Here is a 15,291-nt window from a genome sequence, read left to right as displayed (position 1 = left end):
ATCCTTAGCCCCGAGGAGTGGCCGCAATTTTCATCAGCTTGGCATAGTAGAAGCCATCGTGGCCGTCTACTTGTGGCAAAAGCTGGCGCCCATGGGCGCTGTCGATGCCGAAGGTGCCGCTAATCGCCAGTTCGCGCGCACCTGGGGTGCGGGCGAGGAAGGCTGCGATGTTATCGCTGTTTTCTGCGGGCATCACCGAGCAGGTGGCATAAACGAGAATGCCGCCCACTTCTAGGGTTGGCCACAGCGCGTCGAGCAGCTCACCCTGTAGCTGTGCCAGCGCTGGGATGTCTTGCGGCTGGCGCGTCAGTTTGATATCCGGATGGCGACGAATCACCCCGGTGGCCGAGCACGGCGCGTCGAGCAGGATGCGTGCGAAGGGCTGGCCGTCCCACCAGTTATCCACAGCGCGGCCATCGGCGGCGATCAGCTTGGCCTTGAGTTGCAGGCGGTCGAGGTTGTCCTGCACACGCATCAGGCGCTTGGCTTCCAGATCCAGGCCGATGACTTCGCTTAAGCTCGGTTGGCTTTCGAGGATATGGCAGGTTTTGCCCCCCGGCGCGCAGCATGCGTCCAACACCCGTTGTCCTGGCGCCAGCTCCAACAAGCCGGCAGCCAGTTGCGCGGCCTCGTCCTGGACGCTGAGCCGCCCTTCGGCGAAGCCCGGCAAGGTGGTCACGTCACAGGCTTGCAGCAAACGGATGCCATCGCCGCTGAAGGTGCATGGCTCGGCCTCAAAGCCGACGTGGCGCAGCTCGGCCAGGTAATCATCACGGCTGTTGTGGCGCTGGTTGACCCGCAGTATCAACGGCGGATGGGCGTTATTCGCGGCGCAGATGGCTTGCCAATGCTCGGGCCACTGCGCCTTGAGGGCCTTTTGCAGCCAGCGCGGATGGGCCGTGTGCAGCACCGGGTCGCGGTCCAGGCTGTGGATAATTTCCTCTCCATCGCGCTGGGCATTGCGCAGCACGGCGTTGAGTAAACCTTTGAGCGACGGCTTCTTTAATTTATCCACACAGGCCACGGTTTCGCCGATGGCGGCATGGGCCGGAATGCGGGTGTGGAACAGTTGATACAGGCCGATCAGCAGCAGCGCTTCGACGTCACGGTCGGCGGCCTTAAACGGCTTTTGTAGGAGTTTCTCTGCGATCAAAGCCAGGCGTGGCTGCCAGCGTGCGGTGCCAAAGGCCAGGTCCTGGGTCAGGCCGCGATCCCGTGGCTCGACTTTATCCAGCAGCGGCGGCAGGCTGCTGCCGAGCGAGGCTTTACCATTGAGCACCACGGCCAAAGCGCGGGCCGCTGCGACACGTGGGTTCATGCGCCGAGCACCGAGCCGACGGTGAACTGCTCGCGGCGGCTGTTAAACAGGTCGCTGAAGTTCAGCGCTTTGCCACCGGGCAACTGCAAGCGGGTCAGGCGCAGCACGCCCTGGCCGCAGGCCACTGCCAAGCCGCTTTTATCCACAGCCACTACGGTGCCCGGGGCTGCGCCTTGGGCATTAAGCTGCGGCGCCAGCTGTGCGGCATGCACTTTTAAGGCTTCGCCGTGCAGGGTGCTGTGGCAGATCGGCCAGGGGTTAAAGGCGCGCACCAAAGGTTCCAGCTCCTCGGCTGGGCGGCTCCAGTCCAGTCGCGCTTCGTCTTTATTGAGCTTGTGCGCATAGGTGGCCAGGCTGTCGTCCTGCACTTCGCCCTTCAGGTTGCCGGCGGCTAAACCGGCGATGGCTTCGATCACCGCTTGCGGGCCAAGGCTGGCGAGGCGGTCATGCAGGCTGCCACCGGTATCGTCAGCGCTGATTGGCGTGGTCACTTTCAACAGCATCGGGCCGGTATCCAGGCCGGCTTCCATCTGCATCACGGTGACGCCTGACTCGTTGTCGCCGGCTTCGATGGCGCGCTGAATCGGCGCCGCGCCGCGCCAGCGAGGCAGCAGCGAAGCGTGACTGTTGATGCAGCCCAAGCGCGGGGTGTCGAGCACCACTTGCGGCAGGATCAGACCGTAGGCCACCACCACCAGCAAGTCCGGCTTAAGTGCTGCCAGCTCGGCTTGGGCGGCGGGGTCGCGCAGGGTTTGCGGCTGATACACCGGGATGTCGTGGCTCACGGCCAGTTGCTTGACCGGGCTCGGGGTGAGCTTCTGGCCACGGCCAGCCGGGCGATCCGGCTGGCTGTACACGGCGATGATCTGGTGCTGCGTGCTCAGCAGGGCCTTGAGGTGTGCGGCGGCAAACTCGGGGGTGCCGGCAAAGACAATGCGCAGTGGCTCGGTCATGAAGGGCGTCTCTTAAAAAGAAAAAGGCTTGCCGGGGCAAGCCTTTGCTTAAGCGGTATCAAGCGTTCTGGCGGTGCTGCTTTTCCAGTTTCTTCTTGATCCGATCGCGTTTGAGCGTGGACAGATAATCAACAAACAGCTTGCCGTTGAGGTGGTCGCATTCGTGTTGAATGCACACCGCCAGCAGGCCTTCGGCGATGATCTCGTAGGGCTGGCCATCGCGGTCCAGCGCCTTGATTTTGACCTTCTGCGGACGGTCGACGTTTTCATAGAAACCCGGCACCGACAGACAGCCTTCTTGGTACTGATCCATCTCGTCGGTGAGGGACTCGAACTCGGGATTAATAAACACCCGTGGTTCGGTTTTGTCTTCGGACAGATCCATCACCACCACGCGCTTGTGCACGTTGACTTGGGTGGCGGCCAGGCCGATACCAGGAGCGTCGTACATGGTTTCAAACATGTCGTCGATCAACTGGCGCAAAGCGTCATCGACCACGTCCACCGGCTTGGCGATGGTGCGCAGGCGCGGATCGGGAAATTCGAGGATATTCAGAATCGCCATATGGGTTTGTGATGCACTTGTGGAATAAAGTCAAAATGCGCTGCTAAGATGATGAGCAGCATCGAAAAACGGCTTCACGCCGCAGTATTACTGGGTTTCAACGCGGCGCTAGGGCGCTACACGTGAAGACATATAATAAAGGGATTCACCGCATGAGGAAATCACTACTGGCCTTGCTGCTTTGTGCTGCAAGTAGCCTCGCTTGGGCTGGGGTGCAACTCAAGGACGGTCACCCGGACCGCTACACAGTGGTCAAAGGCGATACTTTATGGGATATCTCAGGGAAATTTCTCAGCAAACCTTGGCAGTGGCCACAAATTTGGCACGCCAACCCTCAAGTACAAAACCCTAATCTCATTTATCCTGGCGATCAGCTGAGTCTGGTTTATGTTGATGGTCAGCCACGCATTATGCTGAACCGTGGCGAGAGCCGCGGCACCATCAAGCTGTCGCCACAGATTCGCAGCACGCCGATGGCTGAGGCCATTGCGCCGATTCCATTGGAAGCGATCAACAGCTTCTTGCTGGTGAACCGCATCGTCGATGACCAAGCCCAGTTCGATAGCGCGCCCTATGTCGTGGCCGGTAATGCCGAGCGCGTTGTCAGCGGCGCCGGGGATCGGGTCTATGCCCGTGGCCAATTCGCTAACGCGGCGCCGGGCTATGGCATCTTCCGCCAAGGCAAACGTTATACAGATCCGGTGACCAATGAATTCCTCGGCATCAACGCTGACGACATTGGCTCCGGTGAGATCGTCGCCGAAGAGAACGGCGTTGGCACCCTCAACCTGACGCGTTCGACTCAGGAAGTGCGCTTGGGTGATCGTCTGTTCCCCACCGAAGAGCGGGCCATCAATTCGACCTTTATGCCCAGCGAGCCGGCCGGCCCAATCGACGGTTTGATCCTCGACGTGCCCCGTGGCGTGACCCAGGTGGGTCAGTTCGATGTGGTCACTATCAACAAGGGTAAACGCGACGGTGTCAGCGAAGGCAACGTGCTGGCCATCTACAAAACTGGCGAGACCGTGCGTGATCGGGTGACCGGCGAGATGGTCAAGATTCCCGATGAGCGTTCCGGCTTGCTGATGGTGTTCCGCGCTTACGACAAACTCAGTTATGCCCTGGTGCTCAACGCCACACGCTCACTAGAGTTGCTGGATAAAGTGCGCAACCCGTAACACTGCAAACCCCGCTTCGGCGGGGTTTTTTCTGCCTGTGTATCACGCTTTCAACCCAGCCGCTTAGGCGGCGCGACCGATCAAGGATGATCAGTATGTCGCCTACTCCCCGCTTGTCCCCGGCCGAAGTGCAAGCGCGTTTGCGCCTGCATGCCCTGCCCCAGCTCGGCCCCCGCCGCTTCCATAAATTGATCAGCGCCTTTGGTAGCGCCAGCGCCACCTTAAGTGCACCCGCCAGTGCCTGGCAGGCTTTGGGTTTGCCGGCTGTGGCCAGCGAAGCCCGCCGCAGCCCGGCAGTGCGCGAGCGAGTGACGGCCAGCTTGGCCTGGCTGGAACACACCGAGCAGCATCTGCTGATGTGGGATGACCCGCACTACCCGGCGCTGTTGGCTGAGATCAGCGATGCGCCGCCGTTGTTGTTTGTCCACGGCGCGGTGGATTTATTAGAGCGGCCGCAACTGGCCATGGTCGGCAGTCGTCATGCGTCGCGGCCTGGTTTGGATACGGCGCAGAGTTTCGCCCGCAGCCTGGCGCGCGGCGGCTTTGTGATTACCAGCGGCTTGGCTTTAGGCATCGACGGGGCGGCCCATCAGGGGGCGTTGGATGTGCAGGGTAAGACCATCGCCGTGCTCGGTACGGGGCTCGAATGCATCTACCCGGCGCGGCATAAACGTCTGGCCGCTGCCATCGTCGCCGAAGGCGGCGCGCTGGTCTCTGAATTGCCGCTGGACTGTCCTCCGCAGGCGAGTAATTTCCCCAGGCGCAACCGCATCATCAGTGGTTTGTCGTTGGGCGTGTTGGTGGTTGAGGCCAGCACCTCCAGCGGCTCGTTGATCACTGCCAAGCTGGCGGCCGAACAGGGGCGCGAGGTGTACGCCATCCCCGGCTCGATCCACCATCCCGGGGCCCGGGGTTGTCATCAGCTGATCCGTGAAGGAGCGACTTTGGTGGAAAGCGTCGAGGACGTGCTGCAAGGCCTGCGCGGCTGGCAGCAGGTTGCTGCGCCAACGTCGGCAAAACCGCCCGAGCATCCCCTGCTCGCTTTGCTGTATGCCGCGCCGCATAGCAGTGAAGAACTGGCCGCCGCCAGTGGTTGGCCGTTAGCCGAAGTGCTGGGGCAATTGACCGAGTTGGAGTTGCAAGGCTTGGTGGTGGCTGAGGGAGGCCGTTGGCTGGGCCGTAAGGCTTAGCTTGGATACACTGTTGGGCAAGTTTTAGCGGAGATTGACCCATGGCCAGCAATTGGCAGATTCAACAGGCGGCGCTGTGCGTACGCCATGGCGGTGTGCTGGCGTATCCGACCGAAGCCGTGTGGGGCTTGGGCTGCGACCCGTGGGACGAGGATGCGGTGCTGCAATTGCTGGAGCTGAAGCAGCGGCCCATGCACAAAGGGCTGATTGTGGTGGCGGCGGCTATCGAGCAGTTCGACTTCCTCCTCGAGGACCTGCCTGATGTTTGGCAGGAGCGCCTGGCCGGCAGTTGGCCTGGCCCCAACACGTGGTTGGTGCCCCATCAGGACCGCCTGCCGCCGTGGATCACCGGCGAGCACAACAGCGTGGCCCTGCGCGTCAGCGATCACCCCTTAGTGCAGGCGTTGTGTGAGCAGACCGGGCCACTGGTGTCCACTTCGGCCAACCCGGCCGGACGCCCTGCTGCGCGCACGCGCTTACGGGTGGAGCAGTACTTTGGCGGCGAGCTGGATGGGGTCTTGGGCGGCGCCTTGGGCGGGCGCAAGAACCCCAGCCTGATTCGCGACTTGATCAGCGGCGATGTGATTCGCCCCTCCTGACCCGCCTGTGCTGATCCTGCCTGGATAGCCGGCGGGGCCGGGCCTCTGCGCCGCTTAGGGCAGCAGAATGGTCGAGCCGGTGGTTTGCCGGCTGCTCAGGGCTTGCTGGGCAATACCGGCATCCTTGAGCGCATATTGGCTGCTGATATCTACCTGCAACTGGCCGTTGCTGATCATGCCGAACAGCTCGGCGGCCATGGCCCGTAACCGCTCAGGGCTGTCGGCGTAGCCGGCCAGGTTGGGGCGGGTGACAAACAGCGAGCCTTTTTGCGCGAGGATGCCTAAGTTGACCCCGGTGACTGCGCCCGAAGCATTCCCGAAGCTGACCAGCAGGCCGCGCTTGGCCACGCTGTCCAGCGAGGCTTCCCAGGTGTCGTGGCCAACGCCGTCATACACCACCGGGCACTTCTTGCCGTCAGTCAGCTCCAGCACGCGCTGGGCGATATTCTCGTGGCTGTAATCGATGGTCGCCCAAGCGCCGTTGGCGATGGCGTGCTCGGCTTTGGCCGCGCTGCTGACCGTGCCGATCAGCTTGACCCCTAGGGCCTTGGCCCACTGGCAGGCGAGGGAACCTACACCGCCGGCAGCGGCGTGGAACAGTATGGTTTCGCCGGCCTTGAGCTCGTAGCACTGACGCAGCAGATACTGCACGGTGAGGCCCTTGAGCATCACCGCCGCGGCTTGCTCGAAGCTGACGCTATCGGGCAGCTTGACCAGGTTATCCGCAGGCAACACATGCAGTTCGCTGTAGCTGCCTTGCGGGCCGGTGGCATAGGCGACCCGGTCGCCGACTTGGAACTCGCTCACCGCGCTGCCGAGCGCCTCGACAATCCCCGCCCCTTCACTGCCCAAAGGCGCAGGGAGCGTCGGGCTGGGATACAGGCCGCTGCGGTAATACACATCGATAAAATTCAGGCCCACGGCCTGGTTCTTCACCCGTACTTCCCGGGGGCCGGGCTGTGCAGGTTGGAAGTCGAGGTACTCGAGCACCTCGGGGCCGCCGTAGCGGCTGAACTGAATACGCTTGGCCATGCTCACGTGCTCCGCTCTAAATAGGGGGTGGGCCAGCATGAGCTGGCGTTTACCCGGTTGCAATCCCCTTGATTGACCGACGTCAACTGCGGCTGGGGGGTAGCCAATGTTATGCTTGCCGGCGTTTGTGCCGCTCAGCTGGCTATGCTGCTGAGGCCTTTACCCGTTTCTAAGGTGCCACCGTGAGTAATCGTACTGAGGCTGTTAAAGCCTATCTGCTCGACCTGCAAGATCGAATCTGCAACGCCCTGCAAGCCGAAGATGGCGCTGCCGAGTTTTTTCAGGATGCCTGGCAGCGTCCAGCGGGCGGCGGTGGTCGTACCCGAGTGATTGAAAATGGCGCGCTGATCGAAAAAGGCGGGGTGAATTTCTCCCACGTGTTTGGCGACAGCCTGCCGCCATCGGCCAGCGCCCATCGCCCTGAATTGGCCGGGCGTGGCTTTGAAGCCCTCGGCGTGTCGCTGGTGATCCATCCGGAAAACCCTTACGTGCCCACCTCCCACGCCAACGTGCGCTTCTTCAGTGCCGATAAAGAAGGCGAAGAGTCGGTGTGGTGGTTCGGTGGCGGCTTTGATCTGACGCCCTACTACGCCAACGAAGAAGACTGCGTGCACTGGCACCAGGTGGCCTTCGATGCCTGCGCGCCGTTTGGCGCTGAGGTGTATCCGAAATTCAAAGCCTGGTGCGACCGTTACTTCCACCTTAAGCACCGTGGCGAGCCGCGCGGCATTGGCGGGTTGTTCTTCGATGATCTGAACCAGTGGGACTTCGACACTAGCTTCGCCTTCATGCGCGCCATCGGTGATGCCTACCTGGCCGCTTACCTGCCCATCGTGCAGCGCCGTAAAGCCACCCCGTTTGGCGAGCATGAGCGCGAGTTCCAGGCCTTCCGCCGCGGTCGCTATGTGGAGTTCAACCTGGTGTTCGACCGGGGAACGCTGTTTGGCCTGCAATCCGGTGGCCGCACCGAGTCGATCCTGATGTCGCTGCCGCCCCATGTGCGTTGGGGATATGACTGGAAGGCTGAGCCCGGCAGTGTTGAGGCCGAGCTGACCGACTATTACCTGCAAGATCGCGACTGGCTCAAGCTACAGGGCTAGCGTCTGCTTGAGGGGCTGCGCTCAGTGACGCAGCTCTCCTCACTCTTGCATGGAGGTGGCGCCGCTTGCGCAGGCGCGGCTAAAAATCCCTTCGCGGTACTGCCGGTGCGCCCGTAAACTCGCGGCACCCTGTTCAGCCACTATGGCCCCGACTGATCTGCGCTCAGGCCCAGTGCCGGCCGAGCTTAAGGATTATTTATGGATCGCTACGCCGTTTTTGGTAACCCCATTGGCCACAGCAAATCGCCGCTGATTCACCGCCTGTTTGCTGAGCAAACCGCCCAGCAACTGAGCTACGAGGCGTTGCTGGCGCCGTTGGATGACTTCACCGGCTTTGCCCGCGAGTTCTTTCGCGAAGGCCGTGGCGCTAACGTCACCGTGCCGTTTAAAGAGCAAGCTTTCGCCATGGTCGATAGCCTGAGCGCACGGGCACAGCGCGCTGGCGCGGTGAACACGCTGGTCAAGCAGGACGACGGCCGCCTGCTGGGTGATAACACCGATGGCGCCGGCTTGGTGCGCGATTTGACGGTGAATGCCGGGCTCAGCCTGCAAAGCAAGCGGCTGCTCTTGCTCGGTGCCGGTGGCGCCGTGCGTGGTGTGCTGGAACCGCTGCTGGCCGAGCAGCCGGCCTGTGTAGTGATTGCTAACCGCACGGTGGCCAAGGCCGAGCAACTGGCCCAGGCATTCGCCGATTTAGGCCCGGTGGTGGCCAGCGGTTTTGATTGGATCGATGCGCCGGTGGATATCATCATCAATGGCACCTCTGCCAGCCTCGCCGGTGAGCTGCCGCCGATTGCGCCGAGCCTGATTCAGGCCGGACATACGCTGTGCTACGACATGATGTACGGCAAAGAGCCCACCGCCTTTAACCGCTGGGCCAGTGCACATGGCGCGGCGCGTACCTTGGACGGCCTGGGTATGCTGGTTGAGCAAGCCGCCGAAGCGTTTTTCGTCTGGCGTGGCGTGCGGCCCTCCAGCCAAGGGGTTTTGGCTGAGCTGCGGCGTTTGTTAGCGGCCAGCTAAAGCCTGTCTAGGCGGGCAGGTGGCGCTCTGCCCGCGTTTATTTATCCATCTAGTGACAGGTCTTGCTTGCAGCTGGAGTGGGCTTTCCGTTATATCCTTCGGTATATAACGCTAAGTGGTCACCGGTGGCCTACCTACTTCTCTGGAGCGATACGATGAAGCCGTTGTTTGCCTTTAGCCTGTTCAGCCTTAGCACTGTCATGACGGCCCTGTCGGCGCAGGCTGCCGAGGTCCAGGTGGCGGTAGCCGCCAACTTCACCGCGCCGTTACAGGAGATTGCCGCACAATTTGCCAAGGACACGGGCCACCATGTGGTGCCGGCTTTTGGCGCGACCGGGCAGCTGTATGCACAGATCAGCCATGGTGCGCCGTTTGAGTTGCTGCTCAGCGCCGACAGCAGCACGCCGAGCAAATTGGCCAGCGAAGGCTTGGCAGCCAAAGACGGTCAATACACCTATGCCATCGGCAAGCTGGTGCTGTGGTCGGCGGACCCTAAGCTGTTAGATGGCACTGATGCGGTGCTCAAAGCCAACCAGTTCCTGCACCTCGCGGTAGCCAACGCCAAAGCCGCGCCCTATGGTCTGGCGGCGATTCAGGTGTTGCAGAAGCTCGGCTTGAGCAACGCGGTGCAGCCTAAGTTGGTCGAAGGTCAGAGCATCAGCCAGACCTTGCAGTTTGTCTCCAGCGGCAGCGCCGAGCTGGGTTTTGTCGCGTTGTCGCAGGTTTATAAGGGCGGCAAGTTGACTGAAGGCTCGGCTTGGGAGGTGCCGCAGGCGCTGCATGAGCCGATCAAACAGGATGTGCTGCTGCTGAAAAAGGCTGAAGGCAATCCGGCCGCGCAAGCCTTCTTTGCCTATTTGCGTGGCCCGCAAGCGCAGCAGATTATCAGCGCCTATGGCTACCAACTGCCTTAAGTCGCCCCTGTGCGGCGCCATGCTTGGAGACTGTGGCCTGCGTTTGCAGCCTGTACCCAGAGTGTTCAATCCACCCCCAGCTAGAGAGCGCAGGGATGCCCCTTAGCAGTGCCGATATTGCCGCAATAGTCCTGAGCCTTAAGCTCGCCACCGTCACCACTGTGCTGTTGCTGCTGATCGGCACGCCCATCGCCTGGTGGCTTAGCCAGTCGCAGTCACGCTGGCGCGTGCTGATTGGCGCGGTGGTGGCGCTGCCGTTGGTGTTGCCGCCGACGGTGATTGGCTTTTACCTGCTGCTGAGTTTTAGCCCCCAGGGTTGGCTCGGCCAACTTATCCACAGCCTGGGCCTGGCGCCTTTAACCTTTAGCTTTGCCGGCTTGGTGTTGGGCTCGGTGGTTTATTCCCTGCCCTTTGTCGTGCAGCCCCTGCACAACGCCTTTAGCGCCATCGGCCACGCCCCTTTGGAGGCTGCCGCCACTCTGCGTGCGGGGCCTGTGGATAGTTTTTTCACGGTGGTTGTGCCGCTGGCCAAGCCCGGCTTTATCACCGCGAGCATCCTGGGCTTTGCCCATACCTTGGGTGAGTTTGGCGTGGTGCTGATGCTCGGCGGCAATATCCCCGGCAAGACTCAGGTCGCCTCACTGCAGATCTACAACCATGTCGAGGCCATGGAATATGCCCAGGCCCATTGGCTGGCGGCTGGCATGTTGCTGTTCTCGTTACTGATTCTGCTGGCGCTCTACGCCAGCCGTGGACGTCAGCAGGTGTGGCGATGATCTGGCCATTGCCGCGCCGGCCTGTGCGGGTCGAGAACGGGCCTGTCAGTACCATCGAGGCGCGCTTTAAGTTGCGTCAGGGCGAGTTCAATTTGGATGTCGACCTGCAACTGCCGGGGCGTGGCGTCAGTGCGCTGTTCGGCGATTCCGGCGCCGGCAAAACCAGCTGCCTGCGCTGCCTGGCTGGGCTGGATAAGCCGCAGCAAGGTTATCTGCGGGTCAATGGCGAGCTGTGGCAAGACAGTGCGCAAGGCTTGTTCGTCCCGGCGCACCGCCGCGCTGTGGGTTATGTGTTTCAGGACGCCAACCTGTTTGCCCATTTAAGCGTGCGCGGCAATCTCGAGTTTGCGCTTAAGCGCATCGCCCCGGCGCAGCGCCAGATCGCTTGGCAGCAGGCTGTGGAGTTGCTCGGTATCGAGCATTTGCTTGCCCGCCTGCCGGCCAAGCTCTCCGGCGGTGAGCGTCAGCGTGTCGCCATCGCCCGGGCGCTGCTAAGCAGTCCACGACTGTTGCTGCTGGATGAACCGCTGGCGGCGCTGGATCTTAAGCGCAAGCAGGAGCTGCTGCCCTATCTGGAGCGTTTGCACCGGGAGCTGGAGATACCGCTGGTGTACGTCAGCCACTCGCCAGATGAGGTGGCGCGCCTGGCCGATCATCTGGTGCTGCTGCAAGATGGCCGCGCTGTTGCCAGCGGCCCGCTGAAACAAACCCTGTTGCGCGCGGACTTGCCCTTTATTCAGCAAGACGACGCTGAAGCGGTGATTGATGGCCTGGTCTGTGGCTACGACGCGGAGTTCGCCTTGCTGCGCATCCAGCTGCCGGACAGTGCTGATGTGCTGTTGTTGCCCCATGCGCCGCTGCCCAGCGGCAAGGGGGTGCGGGTGAAGATCAAAGCCCGCGATGTCAGCCTGAGTCTGCAACCGGCGCAGCACAGCAGCGTGCTTAACGTGCTGGCGGCGCAGGTGCTGACGGCGTCTGGCGATCAGCAGCAGGCCCATGTGCTGCTGCGCTTGCAGGTCGGTGGCGAGCAGTTGCTGGCGCGCATCACCCGTTACTCTTATGTGCGCTTGGGGATTCAGCCTGGGCAACAGCTATGGGCCCAGGTTAAGGCCGTGTCACTGTTAACCACGGCTTAGGGCCTTTGCCTGCCCGAGGTTTGTCAAACTTTCCGACAAAAAGCAGCATCTGCAAGGGAAAATCACTCTTTGGGCTGCTTTAACTGGCTGCTTCAAGCAGTACTCTAGTACCGTATAGGCCGGCTAAGATTAGGCCGAGTAGCTCAAAACAATAATAAGGAGCGCGTCCCCATGCGAACTACAGTGAAGTTGCGCAGCCCTCTGCTGGCTGTTTTTACCCTAATCCTCAGCCTGTTGCCGTTCGCTGCAGCCCACGCCATCACGCCGGCGGAACTGGTCCAGGTGCAAGCCAGCCGGGTCACCAGCAGTCTGATGTTGTTGCGCGGCGAAGGCTTTCAGAGCAAGCATCTGGAGACCTTAGAGGCCGATCTGCAGAGCCTCTCTGCCGCCATCAGCGCCCTGCCCCAGCCCAGCGCGGAACTGAACAAAGCCCACCAAGACCTCGTGAGCAAAATTCGTCAGGGCGTCGCGTTTGGCCCGAAAGAAGAAGACATGCCGTGGCGCTATCCCGAGGAGCTGAGCCGCGCCCTGTTAGAGGTGCTAAATGCCGCACGCAAGCTTGGTGAGAGTGACGACCAGGAGTCTGTGGCCAAGCTGGAATACCTGTCCACGCAGTATTTGAGCCGTGCTTATTTCGGTAACTTCGAGATTGCCCGCGAAGAGCCCGATGCCTATGTCGGCCAAGATGAGCGCGAAATCGTGCCAGCGATTGATGCCTACATGGCGCAGCTGGATGGCAAAAACAATCCACAGGTGGGCAAGCTGAAAACCCGCTGGGATTACCTCAAGGCCGCGCTGGTTGACCTCAACAGCCAGAGCAACACCCTGCAGAGCGCCTCCGGCCGGCCCTTTGCACCGACCACTGTGCAGCGCCACACGCGCGCCCTGAGTAATCAGTGGATGCAGTTGGATATCTAAGGCGTATCTAACAGGTAAAGCGGCCCGGCTACAGGGGCCGCTTGGTTAACTGCTGCCAACTCGCCTAAACGGCTGGTGGATTGAGCCGCTTGGCTTAGTGTGTTGCGCTGCTGCGGCGCAGCACTAACTTGGCTCCACCCTGCTTGTGCCCCTGATACTCGCCGCTGCTTTGGCGGCCGAGTAGCACCAGGGTTAAACCGTCGGCCTTGAGTAAAGCGATGCCGGCCGGGGTGGGTCGCCAGGCCTTAAGTTCATCGGCCAACCATTGATTAACGCAAGTGGTATCGCCCTTTAGGGCGTAGCCATCGGCTGCTTCGACTGTGTCGGCAAGCAGCTGTAATTGACAGCTTTCGGCGGCTGCGTCTTGTTGCAGAGTCCACGACCCGGCGAGATCGGCAGCGCTTTGAAGAACCAAACTACTGGCCATACTGTTACCTGTGCTGAGTAGTGCGCTGAGCAAGAAGAGCATCCGGCAACGCTTCGCGTTTGCTGACATCGACAGATTCCCTTGGATGATGACGGACTGAAGCACCCTAAGCCAATGGCTTAGGGTGCCCTTGAGCTTAAGCGATAATGTCGGCCTGAGTGGCTTGGCCGATCAAATTGATGGCGAAGTCAGCCTGCGAGTTACCGCTGAAGTCGATCGACAACTTGCCGGCATTGCTGGCCGCGTCGTAAGCCAAGATGGCTTGGCCTGCGGTGCCACTGAAGGCGTCGACGTAGCTCAACTGCAAACCACCGTTGACGAAGGCATCGATACCGGTCAGGTCAATTTTGTCCTGGCCACTGGTGAAGTCGAGAATTCGATCGGCTGCACTGGCTTTCGAGTCGTTGATGGAGCCATACACGAATGTGTCACGGCCGCTGCCACCACTTAACTGATCGGCGCCCAGACCTCCATAGATGATGTCGTTACCGGCACCGCCGCGCAACAGGTTGGCCAGGTCGTTACCAATAATCAGGTCATTGCCTGAGCCGCCAATGGCATTCTCAATGTTGGCGCCCTTGGCTATGGAGACGTTGCCAATCAAGCCGCCGACATCGGAGAAGCCGCCTTGGTGCAGGTCGATCTTTTGCGCCTGGCTGAAGCCGGAGAAGTCCAAGGTGTCGTTACCGCCGCCGTCCCACACGGCAAACACCAGTTTGCTGTTGGCTGAGGTGGCTGTGTAGAAGTCGCGCTCGGTGTTGGAGTTAAAGCCATACACCGTGTCGCCAGCGCGGGTGCTGGTGTTGGCGCCGTAGAGCAGTTGCACCGCAGCGATATCGTCTACCAACGGCGCCGACGCAAAGGCGCCTTTGAAGTCCTGGCTGGTGTAGGTCTCTTCCCAGTAACTCATCAGCGAATAACCGCGGGTATCTTGGGCGTAGCTGGCATCGTTATAGGTCGGCACACCTTGACCGGCGTTGTAATCACCGGGGTGACTTAAGCCTAAGGCATGACCCGTTTCATGGGTGATGGTCTGGCGGCCGTAGTTGCCGGTATCGGGCGAGACGTTGGCGGAGTAGTCGCGGATCCAGATTTCCGACTTGGCAATATCGCCATTGGAATACGTAGAAGTCGCAGCGAAGGCGCCAGTGCCGTCATTCTTACTGTAAACGCCGTAGGTGATGTCAGCCGTGCGCGCCGATGAGGCCTGGGTAAAGTGGACATTTGCCACATCTTCCCATGACTGCAAAGACAGCAGGGTTTGTGCTTTTTGCTGAGTATTTAGTGCTGTAAACCTGCCCAAGTCCTCGCTATTGAAGAGCTGGGTCGGCGCGGTGAGGAAGTAGTAGCTGATGTTGGCGACCCCGGATGAGTCGGATGTCCAGGATATGTGACTGCGGGTGATCTGCTGCGCAGCGGCGTCGATATCGTAGGAAGGTTTGCCATTGATCAGTGACTGGCTGTCACGGGCATAGAGATCAAGAAAGTTGGTGACTTGTTTATAGGCATCGCTCGAATCTTTAAGTGCAAGAGCGTTAGTAGGCATATCCATATCCTCATTACGCGAGTACTAAGTTCAATACAGTTGCTTCGTGAGCAACTGAGATTTTGACCTGATTAGGCCAGTGGCAAAGTTGCCATGGTTTGCTTGGCAATGTCCATGCCCTACAAAATTATCAACTAACAATTAATGAATATGAACGGAGTAACAGCCTATAAGGAAGTTATGTAATTATTCTGCTGTCTATTCCAAAACCCTCACTCTAATAGTTATTCTTGTTATAAGGCGTTGATTTTTTGCGGCCTTAAAAATCTCTAAAAGGTGCGTGATAGAGGCTTTAGTGGCTGTGGAGAAGTTTTTAATTTGTCAGCACATAAAAACCAATTGATCAGCTTTGTTGACCCTTTAGCAGTTATAAATGTTTGTTTTTAATTGTATTCATCTGCTTGCGTAACAGTTTGCATAGCTACACTATTTCCGATTTGGCCGTGGTTGGATATTCATATGGCTAATAATTTATCTTTAAAATTTATGGCTTGGATGAATATTGGCGACATAGTTCCAAGTCAATAAGCGCTTGTGTGAAAGGGTACTTAAGTTCAAAAAAGCGATTTCGGATTTTATACAAAGCATCATTAGGCCGGTAACGGCTTATGGTCTG

15 protein-coding genes are annotated in these 15,291 nt (G+C 60.0%); 9 read left to right on the top strand and 6 right to left on the bottom strand.

Annotated elements, in window-relative coordinates; translation table 11 throughout:
* Positions 1–4: 4 nt before the first annotated feature.
* From rsmB to def, 3 genes are read right to left on the bottom strand one after another with little or no spacing between them, the layout of a single operon-like run.
* A complete protein-coding gene (rsmB, locus tag NTD81_RS18390; RefSeq protein ID WP_262184182.1) occupies positions 5–1,318 on the bottom strand; it encodes a 16S rRNA (cytosine(967)-C(5))-methyltransferase RsmB in 1,314 nt (437 codons plus the stop codon).
* On the bottom strand, positions 1,315–2,271 hold the full coding sequence (fmt, locus tag NTD81_RS18385) for a methionyl-tRNA formyltransferase (protein WP_262184181.1): 957 nt from the start codon (positions 2,269–2,271) through the stop codon (positions 1,315–1,317). The genes rsmB and fmt overlap by 4 nt, the downstream gene beginning before the upstream one ends.
* A gap of 58 nt (positions 2,272–2,329) precedes the next feature.
* Positions 2,330–2,836, bottom strand: a complete 507-nt coding sequence (gene def, locus NTD81_RS18380) for a peptide deformylase (protein WP_262184180.1) — start codon at positions 2,834–2,836, stop codon at positions 2,330–2,332.
* Between the two features lie 152 nt (positions 2,837–2,988).
* Here def and NTD81_RS18375 point away from each other — a divergent pair, with 152 nt between their 5' ends.
* The 3 genes from NTD81_RS18375 (at position 2,989) to NTD81_RS18365 (ending at position 5,803) form a co-directional block, all read left to right on the top strand.
* Positions 2,989–4,014: a LysM peptidoglycan-binding domain-containing protein gene (locus tag NTD81_RS18375; protein WP_262184179.1), complete on the top strand. Its 1,026-nt coding sequence runs from the start codon at positions 2,989–2,991 to the stop codon at positions 4,012–4,014.
* A gap of 95 nt (positions 4,015–4,109) precedes the next feature.
* Positions 4,110–5,204: a DNA-processing protein DprA gene (dprA, locus tag NTD81_RS18370; protein WP_262184177.1), complete on the top strand. Its 1,095-nt coding sequence runs from the start codon at positions 4,110–4,112 to the stop codon at positions 5,202–5,204.
* Between the two features lie 41 nt (positions 5,205–5,245).
* Complete coding sequence (locus NTD81_RS18365; protein ID WP_262184176.1) at positions 5,246–5,803, top strand: L-threonylcarbamoyladenylate synthase; 558 nt, start codon at positions 5,246–5,248, stop codon at positions 5,801–5,803.
* 54 nt (positions 5,804–5,857) lie between these two features.
* Here NTD81_RS18365 and NTD81_RS18360 read toward each other — a convergent pair whose 3' ends face one another.
* Complete coding sequence (locus tag NTD81_RS18360) at positions 5,858–6,835, bottom strand: NADPH:quinone reductase (protein ID WP_262184175.1); 978 nt, start codon at positions 6,833–6,835, stop codon at positions 5,858–5,860.
* 182 nt (positions 6,836–7,017) lie between these two features.
* On the opposite strand from NTD81_RS18360, the gene hemF reads away from it, so the two are divergent.
* From hemF to NTD81_RS18330, 6 genes are all read left to right on the top strand, one after another.
* On the top strand, positions 7,018–7,935 hold the full coding sequence (hemF, locus tag NTD81_RS18355; protein WP_262184174.1) for an oxygen-dependent coproporphyrinogen oxidase: 918 nt from the start codon (positions 7,018–7,020) through the stop codon (positions 7,933–7,935).
* A 198-nt stretch (positions 7,936–8,133) separates the two neighbouring features.
* The gene (gene aroE, locus NTD81_RS18350; protein WP_262184172.1) at positions 8,134–8,958 is read left to right on the top strand and encodes a shikimate dehydrogenase; all 825 of its coding nucleotides are present in this window, start codon (positions 8,134–8,136) and stop codon (positions 8,956–8,958) included.
* A gap of 155 nt (positions 8,959–9,113) precedes the next feature.
* On the top strand, positions 9,114–9,872 hold the full coding sequence (gene modA, locus NTD81_RS18345) for a molybdate ABC transporter substrate-binding protein (protein ID WP_262184171.1): 759 nt from the start codon (positions 9,114–9,116) through the stop codon (positions 9,870–9,872).
* A 95-nt stretch (positions 9,873–9,967) separates the two neighbouring features.
* Positions 9,968–10,648, top strand: a complete 681-nt coding sequence (gene modB, locus NTD81_RS18340) for a molybdate ABC transporter permease subunit (RefSeq protein ID WP_262184170.1) — start codon at positions 9,968–9,970, stop codon at positions 10,646–10,648.
* The gene (gene modC, locus NTD81_RS18335; protein WP_262184169.1) at positions 10,645–11,784 is read left to right on the top strand and encodes a molybdenum ABC transporter ATP-binding protein; all 1,140 of its coding nucleotides are present in this window, start codon (positions 10,645–10,647) and stop codon (positions 11,782–11,784) included. The genes modB and modC overlap by 4 nt, the downstream gene beginning before the upstream one ends.
* Positions 11,785–11,955: 171 nt before the next feature.
* A complete protein-coding gene (locus NTD81_RS18330; RefSeq protein WP_262184168.1) occupies positions 11,956–12,702 on the top strand; it encodes a hypothetical protein in 747 nt (248 codons plus the stop codon).
* A gap of 94 nt (positions 12,703–12,796) precedes the next feature.
* Here the strand turns inward: NTD81_RS18330 and NTD81_RS18325 are convergent, their stop codons facing one another.
* A complete protein-coding gene (locus NTD81_RS18325) occupies positions 12,797–13,198 on the bottom strand; it encodes a protease inhibitor Inh/omp19 family protein (RefSeq protein WP_262184166.1) in 402 nt (133 codons plus the stop codon).
* 67 nt (positions 13,199–13,265) lie between these two features.
* On the bottom strand, positions 13,266–14,675 hold the full coding sequence (locus NTD81_RS18320) for a serralysin family metalloprotease (RefSeq protein WP_262184165.1): 1,410 nt from the start codon (positions 14,673–14,675) through the stop codon (positions 13,266–13,268).
* Positions 14,676–15,291 lie beyond the last annotated feature (616 nt).

It is taken from the genome of Pseudomonas sp. 5P_3.1_Bac2 (genome assembly GCF_025465995.1).
Taxonomy (GTDB): domain Bacteria; phylum Pseudomonadota; class Gammaproteobacteria; order Pseudomonadales; family Pseudomonadaceae; genus Aquipseudomonas.
This window is presented reverse-complemented; position numbering and strand designations above follow the sequence as displayed.